Origin of the sequence: Achromobacter seleniivolatilans, assembly GCF_030864005.1 — a bacterium.
Lineage (GTDB): Bacteria > Pseudomonadota > Gammaproteobacteria > Burkholderiales > Burkholderiaceae_B > Achromobacter > Achromobacter seleniivolatilans.
This window is the reverse complement of sequence record NZ_CP132976.1, coordinates 1,902,593-1,918,219: the sequence shown is the minus strand read 5'-3', so window position 1 is coordinate 1,918,219 and position 15,627 is coordinate 1,902,593. Positions and strand designations below refer to the sequence as shown.

The 15,627-nt window shown below is 61.8% G+C and carries 15 protein-coding genes; 9 read left to right on the top strand and 6 right to left on the bottom strand.

What is annotated here, in order from left to right; translation table 11 throughout:
* The first annotated feature begins 166 nt into the window (after positions 1-166).
* Positions 167-1,336 (top strand): GGDEF domain-containing protein, encoded by a 1,170-nt coding sequence (locus tag RAS12_RS08475; protein WP_306951361.1) that lies wholly within the window; start codon positions 167-169, stop codon positions 1,334-1,336.
* A 29-nt stretch (positions 1,337-1,365) separates the two neighbouring features.
* Here RAS12_RS08475 and RAS12_RS08470 read toward each other — a convergent pair whose 3' ends face one another.
* Both RAS12_RS08470 and RAS12_RS08465 read right to left on the bottom strand, forming a co-directional pair.
* Positions 1,366-2,547: a TGL-type protein-glutamine gamma-glutamyltransferase gene (locus RAS12_RS08470; RefSeq protein ID WP_306947200.1), complete on the bottom strand. Its 1,182-nt coding sequence runs from the start codon at positions 2,545-2,547 to the stop codon at positions 1,366-1,368.
* Between the two features lie 324 nt (positions 2,548-2,871).
* Positions 2,872-3,438 carry a hypothetical protein gene (locus RAS12_RS08465; protein ID WP_306947199.1) on the bottom strand — a complete coding sequence of 189 codons (567 nt, stop codon included), beginning with the start codon at positions 3,436-3,438 and terminating at the stop codon, positions 2,872-2,874.
* A 324-nt stretch (positions 3,439-3,762) separates the two neighbouring features.
* Between RAS12_RS08465 and RAS12_RS08460 the strand changes: the two genes are divergently transcribed.
* Positions 3,763-4,596 (top strand): DUF4189 domain-containing protein, encoded by an 834-nt coding sequence (locus tag RAS12_RS08460; protein WP_306947197.1) that lies wholly within the window; start codon positions 3,763-3,765, stop codon positions 4,594-4,596.
* Between the two features lie 23 nt (positions 4,597-4,619).
* Here RAS12_RS08460 and RAS12_RS08455 read toward each other — a convergent pair whose 3' ends face one another.
* The 3 genes from RAS12_RS08455 to RAS12_RS08445 form a co-directional block, all read right to left on the bottom strand.
* Positions 4,620-5,618: a Bug family tripartite tricarboxylate transporter substrate binding protein gene (locus RAS12_RS08455; RefSeq protein ID WP_306947195.1), complete on the bottom strand. Its 999-nt coding sequence runs from the start codon at positions 5,616-5,618 to the stop codon at positions 4,620-4,622.
* Positions 5,619-5,689: 71 nt separating this feature from the next.
* Positions 5,690-6,727 (bottom strand): hydroxyacid dehydrogenase, encoded by a 1,038-nt coding sequence (locus RAS12_RS08450; protein ID WP_306947193.1) that lies wholly within the window; start codon positions 6,725-6,727, stop codon positions 5,690-5,692.
* A gap of 187 nt (positions 6,728-6,914) precedes the next feature.
* Positions 6,915-7,814 carry a LysR family transcriptional regulator gene (locus RAS12_RS08445; RefSeq protein ID WP_306947191.1) on the bottom strand — a complete coding sequence of 300 codons (900 nt, stop codon included), beginning with the start codon at positions 7,812-7,814 and terminating at the stop codon, positions 6,915-6,917.
* Positions 7,815-7,968: 154 nt separating this feature from the next.
* Between RAS12_RS08445 and RAS12_RS08440 the strand changes: the two genes are divergently transcribed.
* From RAS12_RS08440 to RAS12_RS08430, 3 genes are all read left to right on the top strand, one after another.
* A complete protein-coding gene (locus RAS12_RS08440) occupies positions 7,969-9,132 on the top strand; it encodes an alpha-hydroxy acid oxidase (protein WP_306947189.1) in 1,164 nt (387 codons plus the stop codon).
* A 78-nt stretch (positions 9,133-9,210) separates the two neighbouring features.
* Positions 9,211-10,074, top strand: coding sequence for a hypothetical protein (locus RAS12_RS08435; RefSeq protein WP_306947187.1), 864 nt, complete (start codon positions 9,211-9,213; stop codon positions 10,072-10,074).
* Between the two features lies 1 nt (position 10,075).
* The gene (locus RAS12_RS08430; RefSeq protein WP_306947185.1) at positions 10,076-10,759 is read left to right on the top strand and encodes a hypothetical protein; all 684 of its coding nucleotides are present in this window, start codon (positions 10,076-10,078) and stop codon (positions 10,757-10,759) included.
* Between the two features lie 3 nt (positions 10,760-10,762).
* Here the strand turns inward: RAS12_RS08430 and RAS12_RS08425 are convergent, their stop codons facing one another.
* On the bottom strand, positions 10,763-11,689 hold the full coding sequence (locus tag RAS12_RS08425) for a LysR family transcriptional regulator (RefSeq protein ID WP_306947183.1): 927 nt from the start codon (positions 11,687-11,689) through the stop codon (positions 10,763-10,765).
* A 92-nt stretch (positions 11,690-11,781) separates the two neighbouring features.
* Here RAS12_RS08425 and pcp point away from each other — a divergent pair, with 92 nt between their 5' ends.
* The 4 genes from pcp to RAS12_RS08405 all read left to right on the top strand — a co-directional run bounded on the left by pcp (position 11,782) and on the right by RAS12_RS08405 (position 15,414).
* Positions 11,782-12,429, top strand: a complete 648-nt coding sequence (gene pcp / locus RAS12_RS08420; protein ID WP_306947181.1) for a pyroglutamyl-peptidase I — start codon at positions 11,782-11,784, stop codon at positions 12,427-12,429.
* A gap of 15 nt (positions 12,430-12,444) precedes the next feature.
* Positions 12,445-13,347 (top strand): alpha/beta fold hydrolase, encoded by a 903-nt coding sequence (locus RAS12_RS08415; protein WP_306947179.1) that lies wholly within the window; start codon positions 12,445-12,447, stop codon positions 13,345-13,347.
* 118 nt (positions 13,348-13,465) lie between these two features.
* Positions 13,466-14,395 (top strand): TauD/TfdA dioxygenase family protein, encoded by a 930-nt coding sequence (locus RAS12_RS08410; protein ID WP_306947177.1) that lies wholly within the window; start codon positions 13,466-13,468, stop codon positions 14,393-14,395.
* Positions 14,392-15,414 (top strand): Bug family tripartite tricarboxylate transporter substrate binding protein, encoded by a 1,023-nt coding sequence (locus tag RAS12_RS08405; protein WP_306947175.1) that lies wholly within the window; start codon positions 14,392-14,394, stop codon positions 15,412-15,414. Before RAS12_RS08410 ends, RAS12_RS08405 begins: the two co-directional genes overlap by 4 nt.
* Positions 15,415-15,627 lie beyond the last annotated feature (213 nt).

Sequence of the window (15,627 nt, the reverse complement as noted above, 5' to 3'; positions counted from 1 at the left end):
CATGAGACAGGTCGCTTGCATAGGTCGGCAATGGCGAGGCCTGCCGCCCGGAAACCGGCCAGGCATGGCGTACAGCAGGTGGATGAAAGCTGCGCTAGCCCCCCGGTTTTCAACGTAAAATCCGGCGGCTGCCGCGATGGATCGGCCCGCTACCTTTACATCCTTGATGTACGTCGACCTTCTTACCCTTTACTTCATTGCAATCGGAACACTTCTCGCCAGTGCCGGGATGACGTTCTGGGAGCATCGGACCAATCCCACCCGCAGCAAAGCACTGCGGATTCTGGCGGCCGGATTCGCGACGCTGGCGATGGGTTGCGCCGCGATTCTGCTTCGCCGCCACATGCCCGTTGCGCTGGCGTCCCCGATCAGCAATCTTGTCATTCTTAGCGGCTATCTGTTGATCCTTAACGGAATTGCCGCGTTGAGCAATCGCCAGTACCGCACAGCGTCCACAGGTTTGCTGTTGCTGATGGCGGTAGTGTGGGCTGTCGCCGGCGTGCGATGGCAGGAAGTTGTGTGGAACTACATCAGCTCGATCCCTATCGCGCTTATCAGCGCCGTGACGGCCTGGGAGATGTTGCGCTGCGACGCGATGAAACCGCTGAAGGCGCGGTACATCGTTGTGGCCGTGGCGGGCATCCATGCGCTGCTCTACACCGGTCGCGCATTCCTGCTGCCGTGGCTCGTGTCGGAGTACGGTCTGGCGATACAGTCTATTGCCAGCAAGCTCACCGTCTACGAAGGCGCTCTGTATTCCGTCATCTTGCCGATGACGCTGCTCAAGCTGGTGCGCGACGAAACTCATGGCCAACTTTTGTTGGAGTCGCAGACTGACTACCTGACCCGTCTGGGCAATCGCAGATGGTTCTTTGAGCAGGGCGCGCGAATTGTTGAGGCAGGGGGCGCGCCGGTGTCGGTGCTTGCCTTCGACCTGGATCAATTCAAAGCCGTGAACGATCAATACGGTCACCAGACCGGCGACAGCGTGTTGAAGTCATTCGCCGAAGTGGCCCGCAGTGTATTGGGGCCCGAGGCCATTCTTGCGCGTATTGGCGGGGAAGAGTTCGCCGCATTGCTGGAAGGCGAGAGCGCGCTTCACGCCCGATCACTGGGCCACGCGGTCCGCACGCGTTTCGCGGAAAACGTATCCCGCGGGACAAGCAGCCTAGGAATATCGGCCACGGTCAGCATTGGGCTTGCGCAATACCAGAACGATGTGCCGCCGCTTGCCGATGGGCTTGCTGCCGCGGACCGCGCCTTGTACCGGGCTAAGTCGCTGGGCGGGAATCGTCTGGAACAGGCGCAGACGGCGGCAGAACGACAGACCGGCTGAAAGCGCGGTCTTGTGCCGTCAGGTGCCGCTCAGGCCGCAATAGACCACATCGCGGCAGGTTGCGGATATTCAGGCAGCACGATGTCCGAGTGCTCGGCCTGCACCCAACGAACCCGCTCGCGCGTGGCGTCAATGCAACCGCCTTCTTCATACACACCCTGCGGATCGCGGATGCGCATCATGCGGTCCAGCACGGCGGCAGTGGCTTCGGGGTCGGCCAAAGTCCGGCGCACGTGTTCCTTGACGATTTGCTCGTCGATATAAGCATTGCCCGCCGCATCTGTGCAGAGGCCGTGACGCCAGTGGAAGATCTCCACGCACTTGGATGTCAGCGTGTAGGGGCTGCCGCGTTCCCAGAAATTATTGAATTGACCGTTGCCCAGGTAAAAAACCCAGGAGCCCTCGTACCCTTCGACATCGGAAGATGCGGAATCCGGATTGCGGAACCACAGCCTGTCGCCCGGTACATAAAAGCGCTGCGGCAAGGGTTCGGCCATGGAACCGTATTCATGCAAAAACGCGTCATGGAAACGCCCCGACATGACGGCGCGCGTTTCCCACTGGCGCTGCAAGCGGCCGGCCAGTTCAGGGTTGGCATGCTGGAGTTCTTGCGCAATACCCAGCACCGTCACGTATTCCGTCGCCCGGTAGCATGAGAACGCGTACAACTGGCCGGAGGCCTCGGGCTGAGTGGCTTTGCGCAGCCCATCGATCAGCGAGCGGCCGGGCAGCACGGTGAAGCCGCGCGTTTCGTCATAGGTCCAATAGTCTTCGGGGCGCTCGGCATGGATGGTGTCGAAGGCCAGGGCCGTCTTGCGGGCGGCCTGGACGATGTAGCGGCGGATGCGTACCGCCGACTCCAATTCCGGAATATTGGGAAAGGTAAAGGCGACAGGGCTGGCCAGCATCGCCAGCACGATCTCGCGGTCCAGGTCTGCATCGCTTGTATAGGTGTGCAGTTGCAGGACCCGCGCCACCCCGGTGGTGTCATGCCCGGGTAGCGCTGCGCCCGCAAAGGCCGCCTTCAGCCAGGCATGAGCCCCTGGCGAGACGCCTGCAAGGCCGGAACAACTTACCGCATTCCGTAGCGCCAATCCTGACAGAAAGCGCTCCAGCCCTTGCAGCGCGTAGGCCGCCTGACGAGACTCGGGCGGCTTAATACGAATACCGCCCAGACCGGCGTGATTCGGGTAATGCTGACGATACGGCATGAAATACGAACCGGAAAAGCGTTGAAGACTACGGTGAATCGGCGGGTGCGGGCGGGGTCCCGATTCAATGAAACGACGATCGGAAAATCGTCGTTTCGGGCCTTCGTCCGGCACTGCAGAAATTGTAGTCACGCCGGCTTAATAACAGCTTTAAGCGTCAGGCGCGCAACGCTTGCTCCGGGGAGCGAAACGGGCTGGCGTCACACTTGAAACAGCATGTACTGTTGGACGTACCAACGGCTTTTTGGGCTGCGGCGTGGGCTCAACCACGGCAAAAACTGGCCTGCAAGAACGGCCGCAATCAGGCCGTGGCGCCGAACGGGATCACTTCACAACGTAATTACGCGCTTCATTTTCGCCCGCCCATTTACGCAATGCCCCGATGAATTCCGGGCACACGTTGCCTTCAACGCTGGAGCTGATGATGACGCTGTCTTGCATACGCATCAGCACCGTGCATTCGTAGGTCCGGGACCGGTTCTGGTAGTGGCCAGTGGTGTTGGTCTGGAAGACGGGCGTGGCTGCCGTGGTGTTGGTGGCGGCAATCATGCCCACCACTTGCTGGCTGCTGCCTGTCGTCACCCATTCGGTGTAGGGAGCCGTTTGGTAGTCAGACCATTCAAGTTCCATCGTGTTGCCGATGGGGCGTTTCTTTGACGGCTCGCCAAGCGCGGCGATGGCGTCGTTGATGGAGCGGCCTTCCATGTTCTTGGCGACGTTCACGCTAGGCGAAAACGACAAGCCGTTCTTGAACACGTTCAGCGACGGCAATGACGAGCTCCCGCCGGTCGGCATCGGCGCGCAGCCGCTCAGGCTGGCGGCGGCGGCAACTACACATGCCGTCATCAGGCGCGGCTTGAGGGTGCCGGGATGGTTCTTCTGTGTCTTCATGGTCAGCTATCCATGCTCCGTGACTGGCCGGGCAATCGCGTTGACTCGCGGGAGCAGGTCGCGAGCCGGAGGTGCGTTTGTTTCTGTTCGTGACAACCGACAGGGCGGGCCGTGGCGCGTGCTGGGTTAATCCAGTCGCCGAGAGCTTACGGCCTGCTTAAGAAAAGTCCGACATTTTTACCGGAAAACGGGGCCAGTATCCCCTTTGGGAAGTGTGAAATTTGTTACGTAATATGCCTGTCGAGCACATGTTGAGGGGGACGGAGCAGGGGGGCTCTTTGCTAAGATCGTCCCGCCAAATCCACCAGACTCCGACCTCCGACGATGATGCCTGCCCGATTCCTACCTTTGATCCGCGCTGCATTTGCCGCTCTTGCTTTGATGGCGGGCCTGGCGTCTCCGGCCGGCGCCGCCGAAAAACTGTATGGCGGCATTGCCACCGACGGCAATCACGATAAGACGTACTGGGCCTTGCCCGAGACGTCGCAGAAAGAGGCGGAGGCAGCGGCGTTGGCCGAATGCCGCCGTCAGGGCGGCAAGGAATGCAAAAGCCTGAACTGGTTCTCGGATAGTTGCCTGGCGTATGCGCGCAACAGCCGCCACGATCTGTTTCCGGGCAATAGCGTGTCGCCCGAGCTGTCCGCGAAAAAAGCCATGCGCCGTTGCACGGCAGGCAGCCCTGACGGCAAATGCCGCTTGGTGACGATGCCGCTGTGCGTAGGCCCGGGGTATAGCGAAGCTGACATGCAGGCGCCCAAACGTGCCAAACCGGCCGATCTGGAAGCCTTGTCCGCCAAGCTGAACGACCGCGCCTATTGGGGCGCAGTTGCTGAAAACGCCGACGGCGGCCTGGTCTATTCGGACGGTTACCCCGCTGAATCCGAGGCGATCAACACGTTGTTGAAGTGGGAAGACTGCAAGGACTGCCGCAAGGTTCTGACCTATCAAGAAACCTGCGTTGGCCTGGCTTGGGTGAAGGGCAGTGAGGGCCGGGGCACGCGTTTCACGGCGCTCAACACCGACCCGACCGCCGCACTTGAAGCATCGCGCGCCACCTGCACCACGAAGACCGGCGCGCCGGCCTGCGTGGCGATGGTGCGTTGCTCGGGCCGCGCCTACATCGACGGTTATGCCGGCGAAGACGTCAAGCCCAAGTAATCACTTGCCCGCTGCGCCCAGGCTTATTTGTCCAGCCAGGGCGCGGCTTTCCACAATTGCTGGAACTCTGCTTCACCTGCCGCCAGCTCCTTGGCATATTCAGCGGGCGGCAGATAGCGCAGCGGAGCGAACATTTCCTTGGCCTTGGCCTGGAACTCCGGATCGTCCACAGTGCGTTTCAACGCGCTGACAAGCTTGCCGCGCACCTCTTCTGGCAACCCCTTGGGCGCGGCCAGTCCGCGCAACGACGCGAGTTCAAAGTCATAACCCTGTTCTTTGAACGTGGGTACATCCGGCAGCGCTGCCGAGCGCGTTTTGCCCATCTGGCCTAGAAAGCGCAGCGGGGTGCCGCCTTTCTGATACTGCAATGCCTCGCCGACGTTGATGGCGCCGATGGTGATTTCGCCGCCAGCCAGGGCGCCGCGCACTTCGCCCGCGCCCTTGTAGGGGATATGGCTGAGTTGCGTGTTGGATGAACGCTCAAACCGCAGCATGGCCAGATGATCGTCCGAACCCGTGCCGGTGGTGCCCACGGTGACCTTGCCCGGATTTTTCTTGGCGTAATCGGACAGGTCTGCGAGCGTCTTCAACGGATTGTCGTTACGCACCGTGAAGGCGCCCGGATCATCGATCAGGTTGCCCAGCAGGTCATAGCTTTGCCAAGAGAAGGCGGATTTGCGTTCAATCGGGATGGTCAGCAGATTGGGGGTATTGATGAAGCCGATGGTATAGCCGTCGGCTTGCGCACGGGCCAGCTCGGTAAATCCGATTGCCCCGCCCGCGCCCGGGCGGTTCAGCACCACGATGCGGGCGTCGTTACCCAGGTACTTTTGCAGGAACGGCGCCAGCATGCGCGCCACCAGGTCCGTGCCGCCGCCCGGACCGTAAGACACGATCAGGTTGATGGGGCGTTCGGGGTAACCGGCGGCTTGGGCGGCACCGTTCAAGAACGTGGCGCCTGTCAGCAGCGCAGCGCTTATGGCCAAGACGCGCAGCGTGCGGCGCTTGTGGGGGTGTTGCATGGTTGTCTCCTCGCGGGATGGGTCGGCGGCTTTGTGCCGCGCTGTTTTGTGTCGGGGGTACGACTTAGTGCCTACTTCAGTTTTGCGATGCGCTCCGCGGCCACTGGCCAGACCTCGGGGTTGATCAGTTGCGGCGGGCGTTCGCCTCGCAGCATGGCGGCAAGTTGGGCCGCAGAAGACTGCGCCACATTGCGCCGCGCCTCGTGGGTAACGCCCGCCGTGTGAAAGGTGGCGACGACGTTGGGCAAGCCCAGCAGCGGCGCGTTAGCGGGCGGCGGTTCCTGTTGCCAGACGTCCAGGCCGGCGCCGCGCAGGTGGCCGCCGCGCAGTGCGTCATAAAGCGCGTCTTCGTCGTGGATGCCGCCGCGTGCGGTCGACAGGAACACGGCGCCGGGTTTCATTGCAGCAAAGGCGGCCGCGTTGAACAGGCCGCGTGTGGACGCGTCCAGCGGGCAGTGCAAAGACACCACATCGGATTGGGCCAGCAGGTCGGCCAGACTGACCGGTTCGGCTCCCCGTTGGCGGATGGTCTCTGCATCCAGCAGGGGGTCATGCGCGATCACGCGCAGGCCAAAGCCTTGAGCGATGCGGGCGACGCGTGTGCCAATCTGTCCCAGGCCGACCAGCCCGATGACGGTGCCATTGATTTCATGGCCCATCAGGTCTTCACGTGAAAAACCCGAGTCGTGGCGCAGGCGGTTGTGCGATTCGACCACGCGGCGTTGCACGGCCAACAACAAGGCGTAGGTGTGTTCCGCGACCGACGCGGCATTGCCGCCGGCCTGGTTTACGACGGCGATGCCGGCTGCCGTGCAGGCAGGCACATCAACCGTGTCATAGCCAGCGCCGCCAGAAGATACGCAAACAAGATCAGGGCATTGCGCGATCAGTTCTGCACTGACGAACCACTGCCGGGGCAGTTCGTCTTTCGCGGCGGACACGTGATAGGCGTGAGCGGTTTTCAAGCCAGCCAGTGTGCGGGCATCGTCGCCTCTTGCGGGCAGCACCGACAGCGCGATGCCGGGTTCAGCGCTGATGATCTGGTCGAACACCGGGTTCAGCCACAGATCCAGCCGGCAGAGTCTTTTGTTTTGCAGGGGATTTGTCACAGCGCGCCCCTGGCGTGGACGGCAAACCTGTTGGGGCTCAGGGGCAGGGGAGCAGAAAATACCGGCATTGCGCGTTGTCTCCAGGTAGGGCGGGTCAGCTTATGCAGCGACTCTACCTGCGCAGAATATGGAGATAAAGCGAATAATTTTCTATCAAATGAAATACTTTTCCGACACAGTGGGGGCTTTACACCATTCCGGCGGGCGCGCTGAATTCCAATGTGTCTTGCGCCAGCACGCGCAGAGTGTGCAGCATGGGGCGAGTGTCGTCCCGGCGCCACTCAAAGGTGTATGGCAACGGCCGCAGAGGCGGGAAACCTGGAAGGCGACGCAGGTCGCCGCGTTGAATCAGGATATGCGCCCAGGCGGTCGGCAGAAAACCCAGGCCCAAGCCCTGGCGCAGCATGCCCGCAATGGCGCCCCAGCTGTTGCAACACTGATTGCGGCCTGGCGACACGCCTTGTTCGGTCAGCCAGTCGTCCAGCATGCGGATCGCGCCTGAGCTTTGCGGCTGGGTGATCAGAGTCAGCCCGGGCAAGTCCGCGGGCGTCAGGGCGGCGGGATTCGGTACTGCGCGCGGCGATGCGACCCATTCGAATTCGGCGCTGCCGATCAGGTGAGAAGCGATCGACGCGCGTGTAGACGGCCCGGCGATCACCGCGAAATCCAGATCGCCTTCTTCCAGGCCCTGTTCCACCAGTTCGCCCACGCCTACAAACGGCTCCACGAGCAGATTGGGGTGCGCGCGCTGGATCGCTTCAATCAATCGCGGCATCCAGGTCAGCGAGGTGAGCTCGCCCGCCCCGAAACGGCAGCGCCCGGAGTACGCCAGATTGTTATTGGCCTGCTGCATGAACTGGTCTGCATTGCGCAGCAGATCCTTGGCGTGCTGCACCAGTTGTTCACCCAGCGCTGTCAACGTGGCGCTGCGCGCGCTGCGGTTGAACAGATCGGCGCCAATGGATGCCTCAAGCTCGCCAATTCGCTTGGACAGCGACGACACCGAGATATTCAGCCGATTGGCGGCAATGGCAAAGTTCTTGCACGTGGCGGCCCAGTAAAAGGCTTCGAGTTGCTTGAGCGTCATGGGGGCGGGTGGAGGTGAGGGTGAATAAAAGCGTAATAAGCGTAGTCAATAAAGTCACTTTATTCAAACAGGGTGCGCGCCTATAGTCATCCGCCATCATCGTTGTCATCTTGCGGCTGCCACCCATTTGCCAGCCGCCGCCAGGAGCCCCAGCATGTCCGACCCCTTGCGCCACTTGCTCAGTCTGCATGATTTCCAGGCTGCGGCCAGGAAGCGTCTGCCCAAACCCATTTATGCCTATGTGTCGGGCGCCGTGGAAGACGGGCAGTCTGAACGCGGTAACCGATCCGCCTTTGCGCAATATGGCTTCCGGCCAAAAGTGCTGGTCGATGTGTCGGCGCGCAGCACGCGCGCCACGGTGCTGGGCCGTGAATACAACGCGCCGGTGGGCGTCGCGCCGATGGGTATTTCTGCCTTGTCCAGCTATCGCGGAGACATTGTGCTGGCCCGCGCGGCAGCAGAGGCCGGTGTGCCGTGCATCATGAGCGGGTCCTCTCTGATCCGTCTGGAAGACGTGATGCAAGCCGCGCCTGGAACCTGGTTCCAAGCCTATCTGCCCGGCGATGATGCGCAGATTTCCGCGCTGATCGATCGCGTTGCGGCGGCGGGCGTGTCTACCCTGGTGTTGACGGTAGATACGCCTGTTGCTGCAAATCGCGAGAACAATGTGCGCGCGGGTTTCTCCACGCCATTGCGTCCCAGTGTGGGACTTGCCTGGCAAGGCATAACGCATCCGCGATGGCTGTTCGGCACGTTTCTGCGCACACTGTTGCGCCATGGCATGCCGCACTTTGAAAACAACTATGCGACGCGTGGCGCGCCGATCCTGTCAGCCAATGTGCTGCGCGATTTCTCGGATCGCGGTCATTTGAACTGGCAGCATGTGGCGGCAATCCGCCGGCGCTGGAAGGGCCAGATGGTGATCAAAGGCATTCTGCATCCGGACGATGCGCGTGCGGCACGTGCGCAAGGTATGGATGGAATCATCGTGTCGAATCATGGCGGCAGGCAGTTGGACGGCAGCATTTCGCCATTGAAAGCCTTGCCCGCCATTGTCGAGGCAGCGGGCGGCATCGACGTGATGCTTGATAGCGGCGTGCGGCGCGGCTCGGATGTGTTGAAGGCGATGGCTCTGGGGGCGCGTTGCGTTTTCGTGGGGCGGCCGTTCAACTATGCGGCGGCGGTAGGGGGCCAGCACGGCGTGGCGCATGCGATTGCGCTGATCGTTGAAGAAGTTCGGCGCAATATGGGGCTGCTGGGCGTGGTGGACTTGAACGCGGTAAACGCGGACTGCGTAGTGCAACTGACCAGCGCGTAACGGCGCGGCCATCGGTTCCTGGCATCTGGCCTAGAATGCGGGCTCTCTGTTTATGTGCGCCTGCCCGCCAAGGAAGCCGTGCCCTCTTTGATTCAGACCGTTGCCGTCCGCAGATTTGCCGCCTGCGCGCATATTGCGCTGGTGTTGACCCTTTTGATGCCGCTTGCCGCGCAGGCTCAGACCACTGCGCCTGCGCCCGCTCCCGGGTACGGCAAGGTCAGCGAGTCGCTAGGCGATTTTCAGCTGGTAGGAAACCAAGGCTCCCGGCTGCGCCAGATTCAATACCGTGGACGCGCCTATCGGCCCTTGAACGCCTATGAATTCATTTCGGTGAAGCCACTGGGCCCGATGATCGGCGGTCAGCCCGTGTTGCTGGCCGTGTCGAACGACTTCATGGGCGTGGGCACAATACTGATCGCGGTGCAAAACGATACGCCGCTTGCGCGCGTGCTGAGTCCCACTGTGGACGTGCGCGACCCGGATATGGGGCTGGCGCAACCGGGCAGGCAGGACGTGCTGCTGTTCACGGCGGGCTCGCGCGCGTTGGTGACGTCTACGGCCCAAGTGTTGTGGTTTGAACATTTGCGGCCCAAGGAATACCTGCAATCTGTGCCCGGGCTGGTGTCCGTGTCGCCAGACAATGGCAGCGGCGCGTTGCTGCTGGACAATGAAATCCGCCTGAGCGCGGCCGGCCAAGGGCCATACGCCAGCGTGCCATTCACGCGCGCCTTGCAAAGCAAGGCATTCAAAGCCGCGTGGGATGAAAGCTCCGCCATCGCCAAGAAGGCGTTGGACGAAGGCAAGCGCATCGATCAGCGCCGTCTTTACGACAACTTGAAAGCGGAATGGATCAACCGGAATTTCCGATGGCAGCAAAGCAAAGACGGCTGGCAACTCATTGGGCAGGGATTGCTTTCCGCCCCGATCAAACAGGAGCGGTGACATGATGCTGAATGCTCTGCGTATGATCCGGCGCGCGCAACTGTTGCCGCTGGCGCTGGCCGTGCTGCTTGCCGGGTGTGTAAGCCGGGGCGGTATCTTCGAGAAGCACGTGCGCGCCGAAGACGCCAATCCGGCAGACGTTGTGCTGACCGTAGACGTGACTTTTGCGCAGACGCCGGACTATGAGCCCAAGATGAATTCCTACGAAGGGGGCGAGCCGCGCGTTGAATATTCCGGCTATCCCAGCATCGACGTTCCGTTCTATCAGAAGGGAGTGGGGTTTGATCTGGGAGTGCTGGGGGACCCGCGGGCGCTGCTGGCCTTGCCATATCCGTCACCAAAGGTAGATTCGACCACCGCCAAACTGAAAATTTTTGGCCAGCGCCTGGACGAAAAGCGTTATCGATTTCTGGTGCTTCCGCGCGAAGGTTGGCGCAGCCTGGACAGTTTCCAGGTGGCATTCACAGTCAATGGCCGTCGTGAAGGCATGACGTTCACATACACCACCAAACAAGTGTGCGAAACGAGTTTCGACGTCACAACGCCCACGTATGGTTTCGGGATGTCGGTTGCGGCCAGCTTTCCTGGCGGCAAGCCGGGCTGCCTGAAGGCCTGCGACGCGCGGCCCGGTTATCCGGGCCACTGCGCGTTCTTCTCGGGCTTTGACACGGTGCCCGGGCTGTAGCCGTCAGGCGCCCAGATCCTTGACCGCATTGCTGATCAGGTCCTGCAACCATGCCAGGGCGGCGTCTGCCGGCGCGCGCCGGCTGCTGACCATGTCGATGCCAAAGGGACCGGGGTCAATCTCGGGCGGAAGCGGCCGCAGCGTAATTTGGCTGCCCGCCAGCCGCAGCGCCGCCCGCCGCGCCAGGGTGGCGATCAAATCGGTGCCGGCGACGGCGTGGGGCAGGGCGACAATATGCGCAAAGGTGCAGGCCACACGGCGCTTGCGCCCCAGTTTTGCCAGACTGGCATCCACCACGCCGCGCGCTGAACCGTCGTCACTCGGCGCAAACAAGGCGTGCGGCAACGCCACATAGCGGTCCAGGTTCAGCTTGCGGCCGCGCAGGCCCGGGTGCTGTTTGTCGGCAATGCACACGAAGCGCTCTTCGTACAAGGGTGTGACGCGCATGCGCTTGGGCGGCGTCAGGTGCCCGCCAATGGCGATGTCGACGGTGCCGTTGTCCAACTGTTCGTAAATCAGACTGCGGTCCAGCCGCGCCACGCGCAAATCGGCGGTAGGCGCTTCGCGCCGTAATCGGGCCACGATATGGGGAACGATGACCACATCGGCGTAGTCACTGGCGGCCAGGGTGAAGCGTCTGCCATGCGCGGCAGTTGGGTCAAAGCCTGCGCCTTGTTCCAGCGCCCGGCGAATCTGGTCCAGCGCGCTGCTGATGGCGGGCATCAGCGCGGTGGCATGTGCCGTGGGCTGCATGCCGTCGGCCGTACGCAGGAATAGTTCGTCATTGAAAACGCGGCGCAAACGGTTCAGCGCGCTGCTGACCGAGGGCTGGGCGCGATGAATGCGCTGGCCAGCCAGCGTGACATTGCGCGTTTCGTACAGCGCTTCGAACGCGACGAGCAAGTTGAGGTCCACAGCAGATAAATTCATGTGATCAATATTACGAATAACAATTATCGATTTCAACAATTCATTGCGTGGCTTCTACCATGTTCGGCATGGATACAAAAAAGGAACCTGCAATGCCCATCGTACTCATCACCGGAATCGAACCATTTGATGGCGAAACGCTGAATCCGTCCTGGGAGGCCGCGCGCCTTCTGGACGGGCAGACCGTGAATGGCGCCCGCCTGGTGGCGCGCCAGCTGCCTTGCGTCATCGGCAAGGTGGTCGGTGTGTTGCGGCAGGCGATCGTAGAGGTGCAGCCCGATCTGGTTATTTGCTTGGGGCAGGCGGGCGGGCGCAGCGATATCTCGGTGGAGCGGGTAGCGATCAATGTAGTGGATGCGCGCATACCCGATAACGAAGGCCATCAGCCCGTAGATGAACCTATCGTTCAGGGGGGGCCGGCCGCGTACTTCTCAACGCTGCCCATCAAGGCGATCGTGCGCGATTTGCATGCGGGGGGCGTGCCTGCATCGGTGTCGTCGACAGCGGGCACCTACAACTGCAACACCATCTTTTACGGGCTGGCGCACTACATCGCGACCGAACGGCCTTCGTTGCGCGGCGGCTTTGTACACGTGCCTTATCTGCCCGAAATGGCGACGCGCCACCCCGGCCAACCGAGCTTGGCGTTAGACGTGCTGGTGCGCGGCGTGCAGATCATGGTGGCGACGGCGCTATCGGTGGAAAACGACATCAAAGCGGTCGGCGGCGCGCTGCATTGATTGGGGCAATAGACGATGAACACATTGATCAATGCAGATGCCTTTACGCTGGACGGCGTGACGTTCCAACACCGCAGGGTGCGGGTGGATGGCTTGGGCTATCACGTGGTGGTGGGGGGCTCCGGCCCGCCACTAATCCTGCTGGCGGGTTTTCCGCAGAGCTGGTATGCCTGGCGCCGCGTGATGCCTCTGCTGGCGCCATACTTCCGCGTTTTCGCGGTGGACCTGCCCGGTCAGGGTGACTCGGACAAACCGCTGGACGGCTACGATACGCGCACAACGGGCGAGAGGCTGCGCGCCCTGTTCCACACATTGGGCCTTACGCGTTATGCGTTGGCGGGCCACGATATTGGCGCTTGGGTCGGCTATCCCTATGCGGCGCGTTATCCCGGCGAGGTCGAGCGCCTGGTGCTGCTGGATGCGAACATTCCTGGCGTGACGTTGAAGCCATCGATTGAATTGGGGCCTGACAACTGGAAGAGCTGGCACTTTTTGTTCAACAGCGTGCCCGATCTGCCCGAAGCATTGCTGGCCGGTCGCGAACGCATCCTGATCGAATGGTTTTTTTCACGCAAAACCGCGAACAAGCCCGGCGTATTCAGCCGCGCCGACATTGATGAATACGAACGTGTCTATCAAACGTTGGGCGGCTTGCGCGGCATGCTGGGCTACTACCGCGCCGCCAATGAAGACGCGGCCCAGAACCGCGAACTGCGCGACAAACCGCTGACTTTGCCCGTGCTGGCGCTGGGCGGTGATCAGGGCAGTGCGCCGGATTTGCATCAGGCACTGAAGCCGCTTGCGCTAAATCTTCAAGGCGGGGTGTTGCAAGACTGCGGCCATTATTTGCCCGAGGAACAGCCACGCGAATTGGCGCGGCGCATGCTGGCGTTTCTGACGGAAAAGCACCCGGCATAGGTTGGAGCCTCGTCCGGTACGCGGCAGCATCAGGCTATTTTCACATTGCGTATCGGTATTTGTTGAGGCTGTGCGACGCACCTATTCTGTTTTTAAGGTACACAGACAGGGGTAGCACATGACCACTTTAGAACGCACGCGGCTGGACGTCCGGCCGCTTTCCGTCTTCACTGGCGCGGAGATCCACGGGGTGGATTTGACGCAGCCCTTGACGGATGACGAGGTTGATCAGATCAAGGCCGCGCTATTGCGCTGGAAGGTGGTGTTCTTCCGCGATCAGCACATCGACCACGCGCAGCATCTGGCTTTTGCACAGTACTTCGGCCGGCCAACGTCCGCGCACCCCTACGATGCGAATCCGCCTGAAGGCTATCCGCAAATCCGCACCATTTCATCCAAGTCCACGACCGGCCGCCGCGGTGAACGCTGGCATACCGACGTGACGGGCGTGGTCAACCCGCCGGCGGGGTCCATTCTCCGTGCGGGTCTGCAAGTGCCCGCCTATGGCGGCGACACGATATTCACCAATCTGGTGGCAGCCTACGAACACTTGTCGCCGGCGTTGCGCGCGCTGGCGGACGGCCTGTGGGCGCGACACCAGTTCGGGGGCTACAACGGCGACTTTGAAAACCAGACCGTCTATGCGCAGCGCGTTCAGGCAAGCCCCTTGGTGTCCGAGCATCCCGTCGTGCGCGTTTTGCCTGAAACGGGTGAGCGCGCGTTGTTCGTCAACCCGGGTTTCACGCGCCGCATCAAAGATGTGAACGAGGAAGAAAGCCGTCATCTGCTGAATTTGTTCTTCGAAGAAATTACCCGGCCCGAATACACCGTGCGCTTCCGCTGGCAGCCGGGCAGCATAGCGTTCTGGGATAACCGTGCAACCGCGCACCAGGGGCCGGGCGATTTTGCCTATCTGGATACTGAACGCGTGCTGTATCGCATCACGCTTGAAGGCGATGTGCCGGTGGGTGTTGAAGGCAGGCATTCCAACGCGGTGCTCGGCAAGCCGTTCAGCGCCTTTGGCGTGGATACCGGAGCCGCGGCATGAGCATCAAGCGTAAATCCGCCATCAGGGCGGCGCTGGGACTGATTGTGGGCGTAGTGCTGGGAGCAGGGCTTCTGAGCAACTTTGCAGGCTCTGCTCCGGTGCCCGGTGTAGATGCCAACCGCTATCCGAATCGGCCGGTCAAGATCATCGTCCCGGTTTCGGCGGGCGGCAGCGCCGACAAGCTGGCGCGTACCGTGGCGCAGAAATTGGGTGAGAAGTGGCATCAAAGCGTGGTGGTTGAAAACCAGCCAGGCGCCAGCAGCGCCATTGGCAATGCCGCGGTCGCCCATGCGCGCGGTGACGGCTACACCTTGTTGTTGGGAGGCGATGCGTTATCGCTCAACGCCCTGCAACCGGGCAAGTTGCCTTACGACCCGGTCAAAGACCTGCAAGGCGTGACCAAGGCCGTCGTCAACCCGCAATTGCTGGTGGTGCGGCCGGGCCTGGGCATCAAGACCTTCCAGGAGTTCGTGGCGCTTGTCAGGCAGCGTCCTGGCGAGATCTCGCTGGCATTGCCAGGCGGCACAGGCAGTTTGCAGCATCTGGCGGTGGAGCTGCTGAACGAGCGCATTGGCGCGAAAACCAATCAGATTCCATACCCTGGCGGCGGCCCGGCCACGCTGGACGTCTTGGGCGGCCACGTGGACGCCATGCTGATCACGCTGGCCGCAGCGACCGAAAACGTGCGCAACGGCAAGCTGGTGGCGCTGGCGGTCACCACGCCGTATCGCTCCAAGGCACTGCCTGATGTGCCAACGATTCAGGAATCCGGGCTGGCTGACTATGTGGTCGAAAGCTGGCAGGGCTTTTCGGTGCCCGCGTCGACGCCGCGCGTGATCGTCGACCGGATCAATCGGGATGTGGTGGCCGTGCTGCGCGAACCCGAGACCGCTGCGCTGCTGGAGAACCTGGGATTCACGATCGCCGCTACGGCGCCTGAAGCCGTGGACCAGACGGTGCGCGACGATATTGCGACCTATCGGCGCGTGATTGCATCGGCAGATGTGAAGCTGAAGTAGGGCGGTAGAAAAACCACAGAATAGGCGCGGAGCAGACCGCGCCTTTTTCTATTTCAGCCGCCTGTTTTCAGCCGAATCACGGCAGCGAAACCCCTTCTGCGTCATATGGTTATGTGCGCATCGACGGTTTCCCCAGGGAGCGCCGCGCCCCGCATATTCATATCTGAAAGTCTTCTTTGTCATGCGAGCTTGCGGCACGCAGCATGGACCTCC